The following is an 18979-nucleotide window of genomic DNA, read 5'->3' on the forward strand; positions in this document are numbered from 1 at the left end:
AAATTTATTTTCCAACCGTGATTTTCATCTGTAACGCTTTTTACCCTTTATCTGTTGGGCTTGTGTGGAAAAGTAACGTTTTGGTGTGGTGCTTGCAGTTCGCCTTCAATTCAGGTCTTATCGTTATTAAATGGCGTATACGCTATAAAAATGCACCAGAGTGAAGCGCGGTGCCTGAACGTGGTGCAGCCCCACAGGAGACAGGAAAATGCCGGTAAGCGATTGCGAACTGACCCAGATGTTTGAACACGTGCTGACGCTGTCGAAGGTCGACCCGACGCAGAGCGTCGCGGTGCTCAAGAGCCATTACTCCGACCCGCGCACCGTGCGCGCGGCGATGGACGCGGCGCAGCGCCTGGGGGCCAAGGTGTATGCGGTGGAGTTGCCATCGTTCAATCACCCACGGGCGATGGGCAATGACATGACTGCCTACTGCGGCGACACGGCGCTGACCGGCAATATCGCCGCGCAACGTGCGCTGGAAGCGGCCGACCTGATTGTCGACACCATGATGTTGCTGCATTCGCCGGAGCAGGAGCAGATCCTCAAGACCGGCACACGTATCCTGCTGGCCGTGGAGCCGCCGGAAGTGCTGGCGCGGATGCTGCCTACCGAGGAAGACAAGGTGCGTGTGCTGGCTGCCGAGCAGCTGTTGAAGCAGGCGCGCTCGATTCATGTGAAGTCGCGTGCCGGCAGCGATTTTCGCGCTGCACTGGGGCAATACCCGTCGGTGACCGAGTACGGATTTGCCGACGAGCCTGGGCGCTGGGACCACTGGCCCAGCGGCTTCTTGTTCTCCTGGCCCAACGAAGAAACCGCCGAAGGCGTGCTGGTGCTGGACATCGGCGACATCCTGCTGCCGTTCAAGACCTACACCCGCGAGAAGATCACCCTGGAGATCGAGAAGGGCTTTATCACTGGTATCCATGGGGGATTCGAGGCCGAGTACCTGCGCGACTACATGAAGTACTTCAACGACCCCGAGGTGTACGGCATCTCCCACATCGGCTGGGGCCTGCAGCCTCGGGCGCAGTGGACTGCCATGGGCCTGCACGACAAGAACGACGGCATGTGCATGGACGCGCGGGCGTTCTACGGCAATTTCCTCTTCTCCACCGGGCCGAACACCGAAGTGGGCGGGACGCGCAAGACGCCGTGCCACATGGATATTCCGCTGCGCAATTGCGATGTGTACCTGGATGACCAGGCCGTCGTCATCGCCGGCGATGTGGTCGCACCGCCAGCCTCCCTGGCACGCTGAGTCCCCACTGTGGGAGCGGGCTTGCTCGCGAATGCGCTACGTCAGTCAACAATGCGCCACCTGACACACCGCATTCGCGAGCAAGCCCGCTCCCACATTTCGACTGCGTTCCGGCAATGAGATCCTTGAGTCATTGCGACAACCTCGCCATCATGCTTCCCCATCGCTAGCCACCCACCGAGCTTCGCCGTGCCTGATTCCTACGTTTTTTCTGAGCAAGTTGGCCACCTGTTGCGCAAGGCTTACCAGCGTCACCTGGCGATTTTTCAGCAGAATGTCGGCGACTCCCAGCTCACCGCCGTGCAGTTCGTCACCCTGTGTGCGCTGCGCGATCACGGTGCAAGTTCGCTGACTGAACTGGTCAAGGCCACGGCAGTGGACCAGGCGACCATTCGCGGTATCGTCGAGCGGCTCAAAGCCAAGGAATTGATCACGCTTGAGCCCGATCCGCAGGACAAGCGCAAAGTCGTGGTCGACCTGTCCCCGGCCGGCGCCGAACTGGTCGCGCAAACCGCGCCGCGTGCTGCACAGATCAGTGAGCTGACCATGAGCAACCTCAATCCCGCCGAACGCGTGGCAGTGCTGTTTCTGTTGCGCAAGATGATCGAGGATCCGCAGGAGTAGGGCGGCAGGGTTGTGAGCTGACCAGCGGTGCTCAGCAGACGTCCCTGTGGTGAGCGGGCTTGCTTGTGGTGAGCAGGCTTGCCTGTGGTGAGCGGGCTTGCTTATGTTGAGCAGGCTTGCTTGTGGTGAGCGGGCTTGCCCCGCGTTGGGGCGCGAAGCGGCCCCTTTCAATAATGCTGAGTTATTGCTGAAGAATCGCGGTGTGTGGTTTTGGGGCTGCTTCGCAGCCCAACGCGGGGCAAGCCCGCTCGCCACAAAAGAAGGCTGCTCACTACAAAAGAAGTCTGCTCAGTACAGGAAGACTGTTCACCACAGGTAGTCTGTTAACCACTTCCCCCCCATTGGCACCGTTTTTGCTCCAGGTTGATGTAGCAGCCACTTCATCAGTCAAGTGTGTCGTGAGACCCCAGGTCCGCGGCGCTTTTTTTTGACTGTTTAGTGTAGTGACTACTTCACCAACTGTTACGGGCGAAGCGAATGATCAGCCAGCACATCACGGTAACGCTTGAGGTCAACGGGCAGCAAAGCGACGTCAGCGCCATGGCGGATACGCCGCTGTTGTTGGTGTTGCGCAATGACCTGCAGCTCAACGGCCCCAAGTACGGCTGCGGCCTGGGCGAGTGCGGTGCCTGCACGGTGATCATCGATGGCGTGGCGGCGCGTTCCTGTGTGTTCCCGCTGTCCGGCGCGGTGGGGCGCGAGATTGTCACCCTGGAAGGCCTCGGCACGCGGCAGGCGCCGCATCCGGTGCAGCAGGCCTTTATCGATGAGCAGGCCGCGCAATGCGGCTACTGCCTCAACGGCATGATCATGACCACCAAGGCCTTGCTCGACCGTAACCCCAACCCCAGCGAAGCCCAGGTGCGCAACGAGCTGTCGGGCAACCTCTGTCGCTGCGGCACCCATATCGAAATCCTCCGCGCGGTGCTGCGTGCCGCTCGCCTCATGACCGTGGATTGATGACCATGACCGACACTCCGCTTTCCCGTGACCACTGGCTGGCCAAGGCCGGCGTCCTGTTGATCGTCGATGACGTGCTGCCGCCTTCGGGCCCGGTGGCAAAGGGCGGTACGCCGACCGTGAAGCCCAAGGAACTGGGGCTGTTTATCGCCGTCAACGACGACGGCCTGGTGTATGCATTCAACGGCCATGTGGATTTGGGCACCGGCATCCGCACTTCGCTGGCGCAGATCGTCGCCGAAGAACTCGACCTGGGCATGGACCAGGTGAAGATGGTGCTTGGCGACACCGAGCGCGTGCCGAACCAGGGCGCGACGATTGCCAGCGCGACCTTGCAGATTTCCGCCGTGCCCTTGCGCAATGCGGCCGCCGAAGCGCGGCGCTTCTTGCTGGCGCGGGCGGCGGGGCGCTGGGGGGTGAGCACCGCCAGCCTCAAGGTCGACGCCGGTGTGATTCAAGCGGCGGACGGGCGCACCACCACCTACGGCGAACTGGTCAGCGGCCAGCACGACCAGTTGCGCATCAGCGGCGACGCACCGCTCAAGGCCGTCGAGGATTACCGCCTGGTGGGCAAGGGCGCTGCGCGGGTGGATATCCCCGGCAAGGCCACCGGCGAACTGACCTATGTGCACGACATGCGCGTGCCCGACATGCTCCATGGGCGGGTGATCCGCCCGCCGTACGCCGGCCTGGATTGCGGCGAGTTTGTCGGCAACAGCCTGCTGCGCGTGGACGAGGCCTCCATCGCGCATATCCCCGGCATCGTCGCAGTCGTGGTGATCCGCGATTTTGTCGGCGTGGTGGCACTGCGTGAGGAGCAGGCGATCAAGGCCGCCGAGGCGCTGCAGGTGGACTGGAAACCTTGGAATAATGGGTTGCCGGACATGAGCGATGTGGAACAGGCCATCCGCGATAATCCACGGGTGCGCCGCACTGTTCTCGACCAGGGCAATGTCGATGAAGCGCTGGCGGGTGCCAGCCAGCGCCTGTCGCGCAGTTATTTGTGGCCTTACCAGATGCACGGTTCGATCGGCCCATCCTGTGGTGTGGCGGACTACCAAGCCAGCGGCAGTCGCGTCTGGTCCGGCAGCCAGAACCCGCACCTGTTGCGCGCTGACCTCGCGTGGCTGCTCGAATGCGATGAAGCGCTGATCGACGTGATCCGCATGGAAGCCTCCGGCTGCTACGGACGTAACTGCGCTGACGATGTCTGCGCCGACGCCTTGCTGCTGTCGCGCGCGGTGGGCAAGCCGGTGCGCGTGCAATTGACCCGCGAGCAGGAACACCTGTGGGAACCCAAGGGCACCGGGCAGTTGATGGACGTCGACGGTGGCCTCAACGCCGACGGCAGCATCGCCGCCTATGACTTCGAAACCAGCTACCCGTCCAATGGCGCGCCGACCCTGGCATTGCTGCTGACGGGGCGCGTGGAGCCGGTGGCGGCGATGTTCGAAATGGGCGACCGCACCTCGATCCCGCCGTACGACATCGACAACATGCGTGTGGCCATCAACGACATGGCGCCCATCGTGCGTGCGTCGTGGATGCGCGGCGTGTCGGCGTTGCCCAATACCTTCGCGCATGAATCCTATATCGATGAACTGGCGTTTGCCGCTGGCGTCGACCCGGTGGAATACCGCCTGCGCTACCTCAAGGACGAGCGCGCCATCGACCTGGTGAAATCCACCGCCGAACGCGCCAACTGGTCGCCGCGCACCGCGCCGATGCAGACCGCCAATCCAGACCACCTGCTGCGTGGCCGTGGCTTTGCCTACGCGCGCTACATCCACAGCAAGTTTCCCGGCTTCGGCGCGGCATGGGCGGCCTGGGTCGCGGACGTGGCGATCGACAAGCAGACCGGCGATGTGTCGGTGACGCGGGTGGTGATCGGTCATGATTCGGGGATGATGATCAACCCGGCGGGGGTGCAGCATCAGATCCACGGCAATGTGATCCAGTCCACCAGCCGCGTGCTCAAGGAGCGCGTGACCTTTGAAGAGTCGACGGTGGCGAGCAAAGAGTGGGGCGGTTACCCGATCCTGACGTTCCCGCAGGTGCCGCAGATAGATGTGCTGATGATGCCGCGCCAGGACCAGCCACCGATGGGCGCCGGTGAGTCCGCCTCGGTGCCCAGCGCGGCGGCGATTGCCAACGCGATCTACGATGCCACCGGGATTCGCTTTCGCGAGTTGCCGATCACCCCGGAGCGCGTATTGGCGGCGCTGAACGCCGGCACCTTGGGTGAGCCGGCCAAGTCGCCGCAAAAACGCCGTAAATGGTGGTTCGGTGCGCTGTTCGCGAGCTTGGGCGCGCTGCTGGCCACGGCCTGGCCGTTTCACCCCGAGATCGCGCCGATAGCGCCGCCCAGCGCCGGCACCTGGTCCAAGGCCACCCTGGAACGCGGACGCCTGCTGGCGGCTGTCGGCGATTGCGCGGTGTGCCACACGGCGCCCGGTGGCGCGACCAATGCCGGTGGGCTGGCAATGCAAACACCGTTCGGCACGCTGTACAGCAGCAACATCACCCCGGATGTCAAAACCGGCATCGGCGCCTGGTCGTACCCGGCGTTCGAGCGAGCGATGCGCGACGGCATTGGCCGTGATGGGCGCAACCTCTACCCGGCGTTTCCCTACACCGCGTTTCGCAATATCGACGATGCCGACATGCAGGCGCTGTATGCCTACCTGATGTCCCAGGCCCCGGTCAGCCAGGCGCCGACACCGAATGCCATGCGCTTTCCGTTCAACATCCGGCCGTTGATGGCGGGCTGGAATGCGCTGAACCTGCGGCGCGGTGAGATCACGCCACGGCCTGAACGCGGTGAGCAGTGGAACCGTGGCAACTATCTGGTCAATGGCCTGGGGCACTGCGCCGCCTGCCATTCGCCGCGCAACCTGATGGGCGCGGAGAAGGGCGGCCAGTCGTTCCTGGCGGGGGGCATAGTGGATGGCTGGGAAGCGCCGGCATTGACGGGGTTGTCCAAGGCGCCGACGCCGTGGACCGAAGAGCAGTTGTTCACCTATTTGAGCAGCGGCTATTCCGAGGCGCACGGGGTGGCGGCCGGCCCGATGGGCCCGGTGGTGAGTGAGTTGGCGAAGTTGCCCAAGGCGGATATCCGCGCGATGGCGGTGTACCTGGCGTCGCTGAATGGCGAGGCGGCGGCCGAGGCCAAGGTCGCCGCCGCGGTGACGGTGCCGAATCCGAATGGCCGACGCGTGTTCGAGGGCTCGTGCAAGGCCTGCCATGCCGACGGCCTGGGGCCGAAGCTGTTTGGGGTCAGCCCCTCATTGGCGACCAATACCAATGTGCACAGCGATCAGCCGGATAATTTGATCAAGGTGATTTTGCAAGGCATCAGCAACCCTGCGACCAAGGACCTGGGGTACATGCCGGGTTTCAAGGACAGCCTGTCGAACACGCAGGTGGCGGAGCTGGTCGGCTATCTGCGCGGGCAGTTCGCGCCGAACGCGCCGGCATGGAATGGCCTGGAGCAGAAGGTCGCTCACTTGCGTGCGAACCCCGGTACGCACTGACAGCCCGGGCGATACGCCGATCAACTGTGGGCGCCGGGCAAGCCCGGTTTCCGCAGTTGGAATGGGTTTCTACACGGAGACCGGGGTGACGCCCCGCACCACCAAGTCACTGATAAACCCCAGCCAATCCTGCTGCTGCCGCTTGTTCGACAAGTCCTCGCCGAGGAATGAGCTGAGGGTGTGGCGGTTGGAGTTATAGAAGTAGCAGAGCGAGGCGATCATCAGGTACACGTGCTTGAGGTCGACATCCTCGCGGAACACGCCCTGGGCCTGGCCGGCCTCGATGATCGGGCGCAGCACGCCGACTGCTTCCCCGGACAATCGGCGCAATTCGCCGGACTGCTGCGCGTGTTTGCCCTGGTGCAGGTTCTCGATGCTCAGGATCGCCACGAACTCCGGGTGCTTGACGTAGTAGTTCCAGATAAACGCCACCAGTTCGCGTAGGGCCTGCACTGGCGTGTCGAGGTCCAGCTTGAGCGTGCTTTCGGCTTTGTTGAACTGCTCGTAGGTGTGTTCCAGCACGCAGACGAACAGGTGCTCCTTGCTGCCGAAATAGTAATAAAGCATGCGGTCGTTGGAGTCCGCTTCCTTGGAAATGCTTTCGACACGCCCGCCGGAATAGCCGTCGCGGGTAAACACCTTGATCGCCGCCTGCAGGATGCGCGCGCGTGTCTGGTCCGCCTGTTGGGCTCGGATCCCGGTCTTCTTGATTGCCATGCCAGCGCGCCTTCGACGACAGTTTGGCGCGAAATATAGCATGGGCATTTTGCCGGCCGTTCTGTGACCGACAAGTTCTGTAATAAAAACGCCATTGCACTGGGGATTAAACCCGCGACGGGCTATTTTGGTGCGTCTCAATAACTAGAGTAGCCATGGATGAAATACCAACCCTTCAGCCGTACCTTGATTGCCACTGCACTGGTGTTGACGGTCAGTGGCGTTCACGCCGCGTCCCAGGCCCCGGTGGCCGGTGAAAACGGCATGGTGGTAACGGCCCAGCATTTGGCCACTCATGTCGGTGTGGATGTACTCAAGGCCGGCGGCAACGCGGTCGATGCGGCCGTGGCAGTCGGCTATGCGCTGGCCGTGGTGTACCCGGCGGCCGGCAACCTCGGTGGCGGCGGTTTCATGACCGTGCAGCTGGCCGACGGACGCAAGACCTTCCTCGACTTCCGCGAAAAAGCCCCGTTGGCGGCCACCGCCGACATGTACCTGGACAAGGCCGGCAATGTCGTCGAAGGCCTCAGTGCCAAAGGCCACCTGGCCGTCGGCGTGCCCGGCACCGTGTCTGGCATGGAACTGGCCCTGAGCAAATACGGCACCCTCAAGCGCGCCCAGGTGATTGCCCCGGCGATCAAGCTGGCGGAAAACGGTTTCGAGCTGGAGCAGGGTGATATCGACCTGCTGCACACCGCCACCGGCGAGTTCGAAAAAGACCAGGACATGCGCGGGATCTTCCTGCACAACGGCCAGCCGATGCAGGTCGGCCAGAAACTGGTGCAGAAAGACCTGGCCAAGACCCTCAAGGAAATCTCCGCCAAGGGCAGCGACGGCTTCTATAAAGGCTGGGTCGCCAAGGCGCTGGTAGATTCCAGCCAGGCCGGCAAGGGCATCATCACCCAGGCTGACCTCGACAAGTACAAGACCCGTGAACTGGCGCCCATCGAGTGCGACTACCGTGGCTACCACGTGGTCTCGGCACCGCCTCCTAGCTCCGGTGGCGTGGTGATCTGCCAGATCATGAACATCCTCGAAGGCTACCCGATGGCCGACCTCGGCTATCACTCGGCCCAGGGCCTGCACTATCAGATCGAAGCAATGCGCCACGCCTACGTGGACCGTAACAGCTACCTCGGTGACCCGGATTTCGTGAAGAATCCGATCGCCCATCTGCTGGACAAGGACTACGCCGCCAAGCTGCGCGCCGCCATCGAACCGCAGAAGGCCGGGGACTCCCAGGCAATCAAGCCGGGCGTGTCGCCGCATGAAGGCAACAACACCACTCACTATTCGATCGTCGACAGGTGGGGCAACGCGGTGTCGGTGACCTACACCCTCAACGACTGGTTCGGTGCGGGCGTGATGGCGAGCAAGACCGGGGTGATCCTCAACGATGAAATGGACGACTTCACCGTCAAGGTCGGCGTGCCGAACATGTACGGCCTGGTCCAGGGCGAAGCGAACGCCATCGCGCCGGGCAAGGCGCCGCTGTCGTCGATGAGCCCGACCATCGTGACCAAGGATGGCAAGGCCGTGATGGTGGTGGGCACGCCAGGTGGCAGCCGCATCATCACCGCGACGTTGCTGACCATCCTCAATGTCATCGACTACAAGATGAACATTCAGGAAGCCGTGGACGCGCCGCGTTTCCACCAGCAGTGGATGCCGGACACCACCAACCTCGAGACCTTCGCGGTCAGCCCGGACACCCAGAAGATCCTGGAAAGCTGGGGCCACAAGTTTGCCGGTCCCCAGGATGCCAACCACCTGGCCGCTATCCTGGTCGGTGCGCCATCCCTGGACGGCAAGCCGGTGGGCAACAACCGCTTCTACGGCGCCAACGATCCGCGTCGCAATACCGGTCTGTCCCTGGGCTACTGAGGCCTGAGGTGCTGATGCCGGTGAGCCAGGGACAGCGCAAGGCTGCCCTGGCTGTCGGTATCACGCGCTGGACCTTCCTGGATTGAACATCTGCACGCCTTGCAGGCTCTACCCCAAGAGCCCTGCAAGGATCCGCTGCGATGAAAGCCCTGAAAATCGCCACGTTCAATATCAACGGTATTCGTGCCCGCCTGCCCAACCTGCTGCAATGGCTGGCGCGCGATCAGCCCGACATCGTCTGCCTGCAGGAACTCAAGGCGCCCGACAGCCTGTTCCCGTATGCCGACTTCGAAGCCGCCGGCTACGGGGCGATCTGCCTGGGCCAGGCGTCGTGGAATGGCGTGGCGATCCTGGCGCGCGATGCCCAGCCGCTGGAGAGCCGGCGCGGATTGCCCGGTGACGAGCACGACACGCAAAGCCGTTATCTCGAAGCCGCCGTGCACGGTGTGCTGGTCGGCTGCCTGTACCTGCCCAATGGCAACCCGCAGCCTGGGCCGAAATTCGAGTACAAGCTGGCCTGGTTCGAACGGCTGATTGCCTATGCCCAAGCGTTGCAGGCCAGTGAGCATCCGGTGCTGCTGGCTGGCGATTTTAACGTGGTGCCCACCGACCTGGACATCTACAACCCGCGCTCCTGGCTCAAGGATGCCTTGCTGCAACCGGAAAGCCGCGCCGCTTACCAGCGCCTGCTGGAGCAGGGCTGGACTGATTCCGTGCGCCATCTGTATCCCGAGGCACGGGTGTATACCTTCTGGGATTACTTTCGCCAGCACTGGCAGAAAAACGCCGGCCTGCGCATCGACCACCTGCTGCTCAACCCCGCGCTCACGCCGTACCTCAAGGATGCCGGCGTGGATGCCTGGGTGCGCAACGAGCCGCACGCCAGCGATCATGCGCCGACGTGGATTCAACTGGGCACGCGCAAAAAGCGTTAACGGCGGCGGATGATGTCCAGGGCTTCGGCTTTGCCCAGGGGCCGCAGCATGCGCTGTGAGAGGTCGGCCATGGCCTGCTGGTGTTCGCAGGCCATCACCGCTTCAACCTGGTCGTCATGGCAGAGCAGGGCGATGAAGTCATGGTGTTGCAGGTCGCCTTCCAGATGCAGGCGGTTCCAGTGGCGCGGGTGGCCGAGCAGCTCGAAGGTCTTGTCGAAGTGGTAGGTCCAGAAGAACGGCACATCGGCATACGTTTGAGCTTCACCGAGCATGTTGCGCGCTGCCAGCACCCCGAGTTGCTGGGCCACGCGCCAGTGCTCGATGCGCGTGGGCCGCTGTTGCCAGGCAAAGGTCACGTTGTCGCCGGCGGCCCACAGGCCCGGGGCTGCCTGCAGGTGCGCATCGACCTGCAGTGAGTGGTCCTCGGCTTTTTGCACCCCGTCGATAAAGTCGGTGGCCGGTTGTACGCCGACGCCGATGAGCACCAGGTCGGCGGCCAGGCGATTGCCATTTTTCAACAGCACCGTACTGACGGCGCCATGCCCGTCCAGGCGTTCGGGCTCGGTATTGCTGTGGAAGATCACCCCGTGGTCTTCATGCAACTGGCGGATGGCGGCGCCAATGCGCGGCCCCAATTGCGCGGCCAGGGGGATGGCGTGGCGGCTGACCACCTGCACCACGAGGCCACGCTGACGCAGGGCCGACGCTGCCTCCAGGCCGATAAAACTGTCACCGATGATCACCGCACACGTCGCCGAGGCCGCCGCCGCGCTGATCCGTGCAGCATCGTCGCGGCTGCGCAGCACGAACACGTTATTCAGCACGGCACCGGGGATGTCCAGGCGCTGGGCGTCGCCGCCGGTGGCCACGAGCGCGGCGTCGTAGTCGAAGTGTCGGCCGTCGACCAGTTCGATGCGTTTGGCCGCGGCGTCGAGGCGCTGCACCTCGCCGTGAATCACCACGGCCTCGTCCAGCAGGGCAGGCGTGTCATCGGCAGCCATCTGACCGGCAATCACGAATTTGCTCAGGGCGGTGCGATCGTAGGCAGGGTTCGGTTCGCGGTCGATCCACAGCAGGCGCCCGGCAAACCCGTCGCGTTGCAGGCTGGCCACGGCCGCTGCACCTGCCGCGCCGGCACCGATCACCGCGAAGCAGCGTGAATCGTGGGGCAGTGGCGTGGGCTCGGCGCACAGAGCGGTATCGCCGACGCTGACCACGCCATCATGCACCTGCACCGGGTATTGCTTGAGCCCGACCAGTGCCGGGGGTTCCCGCACCGCGCCACTGTCCACGGCAAAGGCCGCTTTGTGCCACGGGCACACGATATGCCCGTTGCAGATCACGCCTTGTTCGAGCGGCGCGCCAGCGTGCGGGCAGTCCGCCTCGAACGCCCGCACCTGGTCACCGACGCGCACCAGCAACACGGGGTGGGCGGCGGTTTCGACACGAACACCACGGTTTTCGGGCAGGTTGATCAGGCGGGCAACGATGCGCATGTTCATGGGCCAATCTCCTTTAGAAGATTGACTGGCGAGCAGGGCGATGGACTGCGTTGACCCGATGGTCGGTCGTTATTCCAACACTCGCGCCACGGCGGCGAAGGCTTTGGCGCGGCGTTCCTGCCAATTGCCGCCGATCACCAGGGCGGGCTGCTGGTGCTGCTCGATCCAGTCGAGGCTGGCCTGGAAAAACGCCTGTCGATCGGCCAGTTGCGGTTGGCAGCGTTGCCCGTCCGCCGTCCACTCGACGTCGTCGGGAGACAGCAGCAGGTGCAGGTCGTAATGCCGCGCCAGCAACTCATCGTCGAGCCATGCCGGGTAGTCACCGAACAGCGTCTGGCTCCAGAGTTTGTTGGTCAGCAGGTGCGTGTCGAGAATCAGCAGGCGCGGCTGCTGGGCGCGGGCGGCATCTTCCCAGGCCAGTTGGCCACGGGCGATGGCGGGGATGTCCGCGAGGGTGGTGTCACGTTGGTGATGGTCGATGAAATAGCGCACGTATTCGCCGACCATCAGCCCGCCGAAGTGCGCCTGCAACTCGGCCGCCAACCAGCTTTTGCCGCTGGACTCGGGGCCGGCGAGTACGACCACTTTCATGCGTGCAACGCCGGATCGGCGCGCCATTCACGCCAGCCCTGCACGGCGATCACGGTGAACAGCGCATACAGCGCGGCGGTGAGGTACAGGCCTTTGTAGAGAAACAGCCCGACGAAGATCACGTCCACGGCAATCCACAGCGGCCAGCACTGCACGCGTTTTTGCGCCATCCACATTTGCGCCACCAGGCTGAAGCCGGTGAGGGCGGCGTCCAGCCAGGGTTGGGCGGCGTCGGTCCAATGGGCCATGGCGGCGCCGAGCAACAGGCTGCCGACCGCGCCCACTGCGAGGCTGGCGATGATCGCCGGCACGCCCAGGCTGGTGACCTGGCGCCCCTGCTTGACCTCGCCGGCGCGGGTCCACTGCCACCAGCCGTAGACCTGCAGGGCCGCGTAGACGACTTGCAGGAGCATGTCGGAATACAGCTTCACGTCGAAGAATACCCAGGTGTAGAGCAACACCATGATTAGCCCGATCGGCCAGCACCAAGGGTTCTGCTTGACCGTCAGCCACACGGCAATCACCCCCAGGGCAGCGGCGAACAGTTCAAGCGCGGACATGGTGGTTCCTTGGGCGAATGGCAGAGGGCGGGGATTGTAACCAAAGATCAACCATTGTTGGAGCTGGCTTGCCGGCGATGGCGCCCTTGAGTCTCGCATGGATCCCAAGGGCCTCATCGCCGGCCAGTCGGCACCTACAGTCAGACTTTGAATTGGCGCAGCAGGCCGTCGAGTTGTTCGCTCAAGCCGCGCAACTGCACACTGGCGGCGCTCGACTGTTCCGCCGCCAGCGCCGTGCTGTGGGACAAGCCGGCCGCCTGTGTCACGTTCTGGTTGATGTCTTCGACTACGTGCGCCTGTTGCAGGGTAGCGCTGGCAATCGAGGCATTCAGGCCGTTGAGGTTGCGCAGGGCCTGGCCGATGGCATTGAGGCTGGCCCCAGCCTGGCCGGCCTGTTCGATGGTCAGCTGCGATGCGCTGTGGCTGTCGCTGATGACCTTGACCGCCGCTTCCGAATGCCCCTGCAAGCGCTCGATCATCAGTTGGATCTCGGCAGTCGACTTCTGCGTGCGCTGGGCCAGCAGGCGCACTTCGTCGGCTACCACCGCAAAGCCACGGCCTTGTTCACCGGCGCGCGCCGCTTCAATCGCGGCGTTCAGCGCGAGCAGGTTGGTCTGGTCGGCGATCGAGCGGATCACCTCCAGCACGCCGCCAATCTGCGTGCTTTCGCTGGACAGGGTGCGGATCACTTCGACGGCCTGGCGGATGGTGCCGGAGAGGTGGTCGATCTGCTGCAGGCTGCCGTCGATATTGACCTGGCCTTGCTGGGCCTGGACCTGGGCGTCGCGCATTTCGCTGGCGGCGTGTTCGGCGTTCTTGGCCACGTCCTGTACACCATAGGTGACCTCATTGATCGCGGTGGCCACCAGTTCCATCTGCTGGGACTGCTGCTGGCTGCGAGCATGGGCCTGGGTGGCGTTGGTGCCCAGCTCCCTGGACGACTCGCCGAGCGCGTTGGCGCACACCTGCAACTGGCTGACCACCTGGCGCAGCTTGGCGGTGAAGCTGTTGAAGTGCCGGGACAGTTGGGTGACTTCGTCGTCGCCGTGGGTGTCGAGGCTGCGCGTGAGGTCGCTTTCGCCGCTGGCGATGTTGCCCATGGCGTTCACCGCTGCCTGCAATGGCTGCACGATGCTGCGGGCGATCAGCGTGACCAGCAGCGCCATGACCAGCGCGATGCCCAGGCCGATCACCGAGGCTTTCCACACCTGGCCGCTGAATTCGGCCTGCACATCATCCACGTATACGCCGGAGCCGATGATCCAGCCCCACGGCTCGAACAGCTGGATATACGAGGTTTTCGCCACCGGCGCTTCGGCGCCAGGTTTCGGCCAGCGGTAGTTGACGATGCCGGCGCCCTTGGCCTTGGCCAGGATCACGAATTCGTTGAACACCGCAAACCCGTCGGGGTCACGGATGGCCGAGAGGTTCTGGCCATCCAGCTTGGGGTTGGCCGGGTGCATGATCATCACGGGGGTGAGGTCGTTGATCCAGAAGTAGTCGTCATGGTCGTAGCGCAAGCCACGCACCGCGCTCAAGGCCTGCTTCTGCGCAGCGTCACGGGTCATCACGCCAGTGGTTTCGAGGCTGTGATAAAACGTCAGGATGCCGCTGGCGGTCTGGACCACGTGCTGGGTCTGCTGGCGCTTGGCCTGGTACAGGTCGTCATGAATCTGCCTGAGCATCAATAAACCCAGGGCAAACAGCATCAGCACGGCGACTATCAGGATCAGCCAGAGGCGCCGACTGATCGACATATTGCGCAAACTGTTCATCGTCCTGTCACTCCGTGCTTTTTATAATTGTGGGTGCTGCATCGACTTTTACGCCTTGTCTGATAGGCTTTCGGCCTGCAATCGCAAAACCTGAGTACTGCCTGATTTTTCACAGAATTTTTGCAGGCCGGCGTTGAGAATCAACGCCGGGCCTTGGGTGTGCCCGTCAGTGAACATTAAAAGATAAACCAGGCATGCGATTGAGCATGACCTTTGGGGGAAGTATGGATTTGTGGACCGCCGCACAGGCATTGATTCTCGGCGTGGTGGAGGGGCTGACGGAGTTCTTGCCGATCTCCAGCACCGGCCACCAGATTATCGTCGCCGACCTGCTCGACTTCGGCGGCGAACGCGCCATGGCGTTCAACATCATCATCCAGCTCGGCGCGATCCTCGCGGTGGTCTGGGAATTTCGCCGCAAGATCCTCGACGTGGTCACCGGCCTGCCGACCCAGCGCAACGCCCAGCGCTTCACGATCAACCTGTTGATCGCGTTTCTGCCGGCGGTGGTGCTCGGGGTGATCTTTGCCGACTTGATCCACCACTACCTGTTCAACCCGATTACCGTGGCCACGGCGCTGGTGGTGGGCGGCATCATCATGTTGTGGGCCGAGCGGCGCCAGCATGAAGTGCACGCCGAAAGCGTGGACGAGATCACCTGGAAAGACGCGCTGAAGGTTGGGTTTGCGCAGTGCCTGGCGATGATTCCGGGCACCTCGCGCTCGGGCTCGACCATCATCGGTGGGTTGCTGTTCGGCCTGTCGCGCAAGACCGCCACCGAGTTCTCGTTCTTCCTGGCGATGCCGACCATGGTCGGTGCGGCGGTGTATTCGGGCTATAAGTACCGCGACCTGTTCCAGCCGGCTGACCTGCCGGTGTTTGCCATCGGCTTTGTCACCTCGTTCATCTTCGCGATGATCGCGGTCAAGGGCCTGCTCAAGTTCATCGCCAGCCACAGTTATGCGGCGTTTGCCTGGTACCGCATTGCGTTCGGCCTGCTGATCCTGGCGACCTGGCAGTTCGGCTGGATCGACTGGGCGGCCGCCAAGGCATGATGATCCAGCACCCGCGCCTGAAGGCGCTGATCTTCGTGCTGCTGTGCGCGGCGCCCGGGTTGGGCTCGGTACTGGTGTGGCTACGCGGTGAAACGCTGATCCCGCTGGTGGCGTATGGCGTGGTCAGCGTGATCGCGTTTTTCCTCTACTGGAGCGACAAGCGCAAGGCGCGTACCGACGGCTGGCGCACCCCGGAAAACATCCTCCACGCGGTGGAACTGGCGGGCGGCTGGCCGGGGGCGCTGATCGCGCAGCAGGTGTTTCGCCACAAGACCCGCAAGGTGTCGTACCAGGTGCTGTTCTGGGTGATCGTGTTGCTGCACCAGGTGTTCTGGCTCGACCAGTTGTTCCTCGGCGGCACGCTGGTTTCAGTCCTCTAGCAACAAACCGATCTGCGTGCGCTTGGGCAGCTTGCTCACCACCAACTGGTGGGAACGCTGCAACAAGCCGCGCAGTTCCTCGGCGCCCAGCGGGTAGGGCGTGTTCATGATGATCCACTGCGCCCGCGCCAAATACGGCGCCGGGTGAATGCCCGGGCGGTCGACATGGCCGAGGAACAGCTCCTTGTCGACCTTGAACGCCAACGAGTCACCGCGCAGGTTCTGCAGGGCAAACATCTTGTTGCCGGCAATCGAGAACACCCGCACGCCACCCCATTTGTAGTCTTCCCGCGCGCCGGGCAGGCTCAGGCAGAAGTCTGCGACGTGGGCTTCGGTCATCTTCATAGCAGGCGATCTCCACAGCCTTTGAACCCTTCCTCGAGGTAATCGATCCAGGCGCGAATGGCCGGCAGCACGCCGCGTCGATGCGGGTACACGGCCTGCAGCCAGCCACCCGGCAGGGACCATTGCGGCAGCAGTTGCACCAGGCGGCCGCTGGCCAGTTCTTCTTCGCAGTACATCATCGGCAGCACGGTAAAGCCCAGGCCCATGATCGCGCTGGCTTTGCGCACAATGAAGTCGTCGATGCCCAGCCGGGCTTCCATCGCCAGCTCGTGCGGGTTGCCCTGGGGGTCGAGGATGCGCTGGTGTACCAGGCGATCCGCCTCCAGCGCGCCGAGTATCGGCAACTGCTTGAGGTCATCGAGGGTAGTGACCTGGCGCCCGAGCATCAGGGCGGGGCTGGCGACCAGCACGGTCTGGGCCTGGCGCAGGCGCTTGGTCACCAGCAGCGGGTCCTCGTCACCGAGTTCGCGCACGCGCAGTGCCACGTCGATGCCTTCGGCGACCAGATCGACGCGGCGGTTGACCAGGGTCATTTCCAGCTGGACCAGCGGGTGGGCGGCCAGAAACCCGGCCACCAGTTCCGGCAGAATGTGCTGGGCCATGCCCACCGGGCAGCTCACCCGCAAGCGCCCGCGCGGTTCGCTGGACATACTGGCGACGGCTTCATCGGCCATTTCCGCTTCCAGCAGCATGGCCTGGCAATGGCGCAGGTAGCGCTCGCCGACGGCGGTCAGGGTCAATTGGCGGGTGGTGCGCTGCAGCAGGCGCGCGCCGAGGCGTTCTTCCAGCTCGGCAATGCGCCGGGACAGGCGCGACTTGGGAATCCCCAACAGCCGCCCGGCGGCCGCAAAGCCACCGGCTTCGACGACTTTGGCGAAATAGTAGAGGTCGTTGAGGTCTTGCATGGTCGGCCTGTTGTCCTGTCGATGGGACGAATCATCCGCGTCTGCGCGAGGCAAATCCACCCCGAAAAAAGCCAGCAGCAGTTGAACGCTGGTTTTTTTGCAAGGATCCACTGTACTGATTGCCTATTCCTATCAGGGCGTGGCGTCAGCCGGTCTGGCGCGATACCGTGTGTTTTTTGCACTGGAGCCAGCCAGCATGGGCCGCACCGAAACAATCATCGAGTTGATGGACCGCCTGGCGCCTGTCGAAGGCTATAACCTGACCGCACTCGATGACGTGCGCTTCCTGCGTTCCAACCGCCCGTTGCACCGCGTGCCGGTGCTCTACGATCCGGGCATCGTGATCGTGTGCCAAGGGCGCAAGCGCGGTTACCTCGGCGAGGACATCTACGTGTACGACGCCCAGCACTACCTGGTGGTGTCAGTGCCGGTGCCGTTCACCATGGAAACCGAGGCCACTGAACAAGCGCCAATGCTCGCGGTATACCTGCGCCTGGATTTCACCCTGGCGGCGGAGTTGATGCTGGCGCTGGATGACTTCCCGGCGCAGGGCGAAGCCCAGCCCAGGGGCATGTATTCCTCGCCGATGGATGAGCCGCTCAGCGCGTCTCTGCTGCGCTTTCTCGAGGCCATGAGTGTGCCGATGGAGGCGCATATCCTTGGGCCCGCGCTGGTGCGCGAGATCTATTACCGGATCCTCACGGGGGAGCAGGGCGGCTCGATGCGCGCCGCGCTGAATCGCCAGGGGCAGTTCGGCAAGGTCGCGCGGGCGATTCGCAAGATCCATGGGTGTTATCACCAGCACCTGGACGTGGAGGCGCTGGCCAGGGAAGCGATGATGAGCGTGCCGAGTTTTCACGCGCATTTTCGCACCGTCACCGACACTTCGCCGATGCAGTACCTCAAGTCCACGCGCTTGCACCAGGCGCGCCTGCTGATGCTGCGCAGCGATATCACCGCGGCCACGGCCAGCACCCAGGTCGGCTATGAAAGCGCCTCGCAGTTCAGTCGCGAGTTCAAGCGCTTCTTCGGCCGCACGCCGCAGGAGGAGATCCAGTGGATGAAGCGGACCTATGCGCTCCCCGCGCCTGCGTCGGCGTCGATCTACGTGTCGTCCCATTGAGTGTGAAGCGGGCTTGAGACAGTGCACTGTCCCGCTGACGAGACGAACAGTCGCATTTCAACCCTCTAATCGATCATTGGCTTCACCTGTAGGATCAACCTCACTTGATCGCCCTGTCGCGATCCTCACTTGGAGATCCCGCATGAAACTGTTGCATATCGATTCCAGCATCCTCGGCGACAACTCGGCTTCCCGTCAGCTCAGCGCTGGTGTGGTCAAGGCCTGGCAAGCGGCCGAGCCCGGTGTGGAAGTGACCTACCGCGACCTGGCCAGCGAAGGCATCAACCACTTCTCCGGCGCGACCCTGGGCGCCCTGGGCACCGCCGCCGAATTGCGCGACGCCGCGCAAAAGCACGAGGCCGAACTGAGCGCCTCGTCGCTGGCCGAGTTCCTCGCCGCCGACGCCGTGGTGATCGGTGCGCCGATGTACAACTTCACCATTCCAACCCAGTTGAAAGCCTGGATCGACCGTATCGCGGTCGCCGGCCAGACCTTCCGCTACACCGAAGCCGGCCCGGAAGGCCTGTGCGGCAACAAGAAAGTCATCATCGTGTCCACCGCCGGCGGCCTGCACGCTGGCCAAGCGTCGGGCGCCGCCCATGAAGGCTACCTGAAATTGCTGTTTGGCTTCCTCGGCATCACTGACATCGAAGTCGTACGCGCCGAAGGCCTGGCCTACGGTGACGAAGTGCGCAGCAAGTCCTTGAGCGACGCCAACGCACAGATCAACCAACAGTTGTTCGCCGCCGCGTAAGGCTTGTGTAAATTTCGCCTCTGCCCCGTTTCAATCTGAAGCGGGGCGCCTAAACTCTGTATTCTGGCCGCCTGA

The 18979-nt window shown here is 63.4% G+C and carries 17 protein-coding genes; 10 read left to right on the forward strand and 7 right to left on the reverse strand.

Annotated features, from left to right (window positions below):
- Positions 1-208: 208 nt before the first annotated feature.
- The 4 genes from AC07OJ_RS02150 (at position 209) to AC07OJ_RS02165 (ending at position 6378) form a co-directional block, all read left to right on the forward strand.
- Positions 209-1261 carry a 2,5-dihydroxypyridine 5,6-dioxygenase gene (locus AC07OJ_RS02150; RefSeq protein WP_106804027.1) on the forward strand — a complete coding sequence of 351 codons (1053 nt, stop codon included), beginning with the start codon at positions 209-211 and terminating at the stop codon, positions 1259-1261.
- 189 nt (positions 1262-1450) lie between these two features.
- Positions 1451-1885 (forward strand): MarR family winged helix-turn-helix transcriptional regulator, encoded by a 435-nt coding sequence (locus AC07OJ_RS02155; RefSeq protein ID WP_065904969.1) that lies wholly within the window; start codon positions 1451-1453, stop codon positions 1883-1885.
- 477 nt (positions 1886-2362) lie between these two features.
- Positions 2363-2845, forward strand: a complete 483-nt coding sequence (locus tag AC07OJ_RS02160) for a (2Fe-2S)-binding protein (protein ID WP_106804026.1) — start codon at positions 2363-2365, stop codon at positions 2843-2845.
- A gap of 5 nt (positions 2846-2850) precedes the next feature.
- Positions 2851-6378 carry a molybdopterin cofactor-binding domain-containing protein gene (locus AC07OJ_RS02165; protein ID WP_495093811.1) on the forward strand — a complete coding sequence of 1176 codons (3528 nt, stop codon included), beginning with the start codon at positions 2851-2853 and terminating at the stop codon, positions 6376-6378.
- 69 nt (positions 6379-6447) lie between these two features.
- On the opposite strand, the gene AC07OJ_RS02170 is transcribed toward AC07OJ_RS02165, so the two are convergent.
- Positions 6448-7095 carry a TetR/AcrR family transcriptional regulator gene (locus AC07OJ_RS02170; RefSeq protein ID WP_495093812.1) on the reverse strand — a complete coding sequence of 216 codons (648 nt, stop codon included), beginning with the start codon at positions 7093-7095 and terminating at the stop codon, positions 6448-6450.
- Positions 7096-7254: 159 nt separating this feature from the next.
- On the opposite strand from AC07OJ_RS02170, the gene ggt reads away from it, so the two are divergent.
- Both ggt and AC07OJ_RS02180 read left to right on the forward strand, forming a co-directional pair.
- Entirely contained in the window at positions 7255-8979 is a 1725-nt protein-coding gene (ggt, locus tag AC07OJ_RS02175; RefSeq protein ID WP_495093813.1) for a gamma-glutamyltransferase, read from the forward strand.
- A gap of 140 nt (positions 8980-9119) precedes the next feature.
- Entirely contained in the window at positions 9120-9914 is a 795-nt protein-coding gene (locus AC07OJ_RS02180; protein WP_065904976.1) for an exodeoxyribonuclease III, read from the forward strand.
- Here the strand turns inward: AC07OJ_RS02180 and AC07OJ_RS02185 are convergent.
- The 4 genes from AC07OJ_RS02185 to AC07OJ_RS02200 form a co-directional block, all read right to left on the reverse strand.
- Positions 9911-11416: an FAD-dependent oxidoreductase gene (locus AC07OJ_RS02185; RefSeq protein WP_495093814.1), complete on the reverse strand. Its 1506-nt coding sequence runs from the start codon at positions 11414-11416 to the stop codon at positions 9911-9913. The genes AC07OJ_RS02180 and AC07OJ_RS02185 overlap by 4 nt on opposite strands.
- Before the next feature lie 69 nt (positions 11417-11485).
- Entirely contained in the window at positions 11486-12007 is a 522-nt protein-coding gene (locus tag AC07OJ_RS02190; protein WP_106804021.1) for an AAA family ATPase, read from the reverse strand.
- Positions 12004-12567 carry a nicotinamide riboside transporter PnuC gene (pnuC, locus tag AC07OJ_RS02195; protein WP_065904985.1) on the reverse strand — a complete coding sequence of 188 codons (564 nt, stop codon included), beginning with the start codon at positions 12565-12567 and terminating at the stop codon, positions 12004-12006. The genes AC07OJ_RS02190 and pnuC overlap by 4 nt, the downstream gene beginning before the upstream one ends.
- A 140-nt stretch (positions 12568-12707) precedes the next feature.
- A complete protein-coding gene (locus tag AC07OJ_RS02200) occupies positions 12708-14342 on the reverse strand; it encodes a methyl-accepting chemotaxis protein (protein ID WP_213551511.1) in 1635 nt (544 codons plus the stop codon).
- A 224-nt stretch (positions 14343-14566) separates the two neighbouring features.
- On the opposite strand from AC07OJ_RS02200, the gene AC07OJ_RS02205 reads away from it, so the two are divergent.
- Positions 14567-15397 (forward strand): undecaprenyl-diphosphate phosphatase, encoded by an 831-nt coding sequence (locus tag AC07OJ_RS02205; protein ID WP_106804019.1) that lies wholly within the window; start codon positions 14567-14569, stop codon positions 15395-15397.
- Positions 15394-15777, forward strand: a complete 384-nt coding sequence (locus tag AC07OJ_RS02210) for a DUF1294 domain-containing protein (RefSeq protein ID WP_065904990.1) — start codon at positions 15394-15396, stop codon at positions 15775-15777. Before AC07OJ_RS02205 ends, AC07OJ_RS02210 begins: the two co-directional genes overlap by 4 nt.
- On the opposite strand, the gene AC07OJ_RS02215 is transcribed toward AC07OJ_RS02210, so the two are convergent.
- Entirely contained in the window at positions 15766-16122 is a 357-nt protein-coding gene (locus AC07OJ_RS02215) for an MmcQ/YjbR family DNA-binding protein (protein ID WP_065904991.1), read from the reverse strand. The two genes, AC07OJ_RS02210 and AC07OJ_RS02215, sit on opposite strands and share 12 nt — an antisense overlap.
- On the reverse strand, positions 16119-17027 hold the full coding sequence (locus AC07OJ_RS02220; protein ID WP_065905142.1) for a LysR substrate-binding domain-containing protein: 909 nt from the start codon (positions 17025-17027) through the stop codon (positions 16119-16121). The genes AC07OJ_RS02215 and AC07OJ_RS02220 overlap by 4 nt, the downstream gene beginning before the upstream one ends.
- A 196-nt stretch (positions 17028-17223) precedes the next feature.
- Between AC07OJ_RS02220 and AC07OJ_RS02225 the strand changes: the two genes are divergently transcribed.
- A complete protein-coding gene (locus AC07OJ_RS02225) occupies positions 17224-18150 on the forward strand; it encodes an AraC family transcriptional regulator (RefSeq protein WP_495093815.1) in 927 nt (308 codons plus the stop codon).
- Positions 18151-18292: 142 nt separating this feature from the next.
- Entirely contained in the window at positions 18293-18904 is a 612-nt protein-coding gene (locus tag AC07OJ_RS02230) for an FMN-dependent NADH-azoreductase (RefSeq protein ID WP_065904993.1), read from the forward strand.
- Positions 18905-18979 lie beyond the last annotated feature (75 nt).

This window comes from Pseudomonas sp. GW821-FHT09C08, assembly GCF_059418125.1.

Bases quoted from the DNA above. Each gene is read 5' to 3' on its own strand.
- AC07OJ_RS02230 (WP_065904993.1), top strand. From the start codon at position 18,293: ATGAAACTGTTGCATATCGATTCCAGCATCCTCGGCGACAACTCGGCT.
- AC07OJ_RS02225 (WP_495093815.1), top strand. From the start codon at position 17,224: ATGGGCCGCACCGAAACAATCATCGAGTTGATGGACCGCCTGGCGCCT.
- AC07OJ_RS02215 (WP_065904991.1), bottom strand. From the start codon at position 16,122: ATGAAGATGACCGAAGCCCACGTCGCAGACTTCTGCCTGAGCCTGCCC.
- ggt (WP_495093813.1), top strand. From the start codon at position 7,255: ATGAAATACCAACCCTTCAGCCGTACCTTGATTGCCACTGCACTGGTG.
- AC07OJ_RS02210 (WP_065904990.1), top strand. From the start codon at position 15,394: ATGATGATCCAGCACCCGCGCCTGAAGGCGCTGATCTTCGTGCTGCTG.
- AC07OJ_RS02185 (WP_495093814.1), bottom strand. From the start codon at position 11,416: ATGAACATGCGCATCGTTGCCCGCCTGATCAACCTGCCCGAAAACCGT.
- AC07OJ_RS02170 (WP_495093812.1), bottom strand. From the start codon at position 7,095: ATGGCAATCAAGAAGACCGGGATCCGAGCCCAACAGGCGGACCAGACA.
- pnuC (WP_065904985.1), bottom strand. From the start codon at position 12,567: ATGTCCGCGCTTGAACTGTTCGCCGCTGCCCTGGGGGTGATTGCCGTG.
- AC07OJ_RS02205 (WP_106804019.1), top strand. From the start codon at position 14,567: ATGGATTTGTGGACCGCCGCACAGGCATTGATTCTCGGCGTGGTGGAG.
- AC07OJ_RS02150 (WP_106804027.1), top strand. From the start codon at position 209: ATGCCGGTAAGCGATTGCGAACTGACCCAGATGTTTGAACACGTGCTG.
- AC07OJ_RS02180 (WP_065904976.1), top strand. From the start codon at position 9,120: ATGAAAGCCCTGAAAATCGCCACGTTCAATATCAACGGTATTCGTGCC.
- AC07OJ_RS02190 (WP_106804021.1), bottom strand. From the start codon at position 12,007: ATGAAAGTGGTCGTACTCGCCGGCCCCGAGTCCAGCGGCAAAAGCTGG.
- AC07OJ_RS02160 (WP_106804026.1), top strand. From the start codon at position 2,363: ATGATCAGCCAGCACATCACGGTAACGCTTGAGGTCAACGGGCAGCAA.
- AC07OJ_RS02220 (WP_065905142.1), bottom strand. From the start codon at position 17,027: ATGCAAGACCTCAACGACCTCTACTATTTCGCCAAAGTCGTCGAAGCC.
- AC07OJ_RS02200 (WP_213551511.1), bottom strand. From the start codon at position 14,342: ATGAACAGTTTGCGCAATATGTCGATCAGTCGGCGCCTCTGGCTGATC.
- AC07OJ_RS02165 (WP_495093811.1), top strand. From the start codon at position 2,851: ATGACCGACACTCCGCTTTCCCGTGACCACTGGCTGGCCAAGGCCGGC.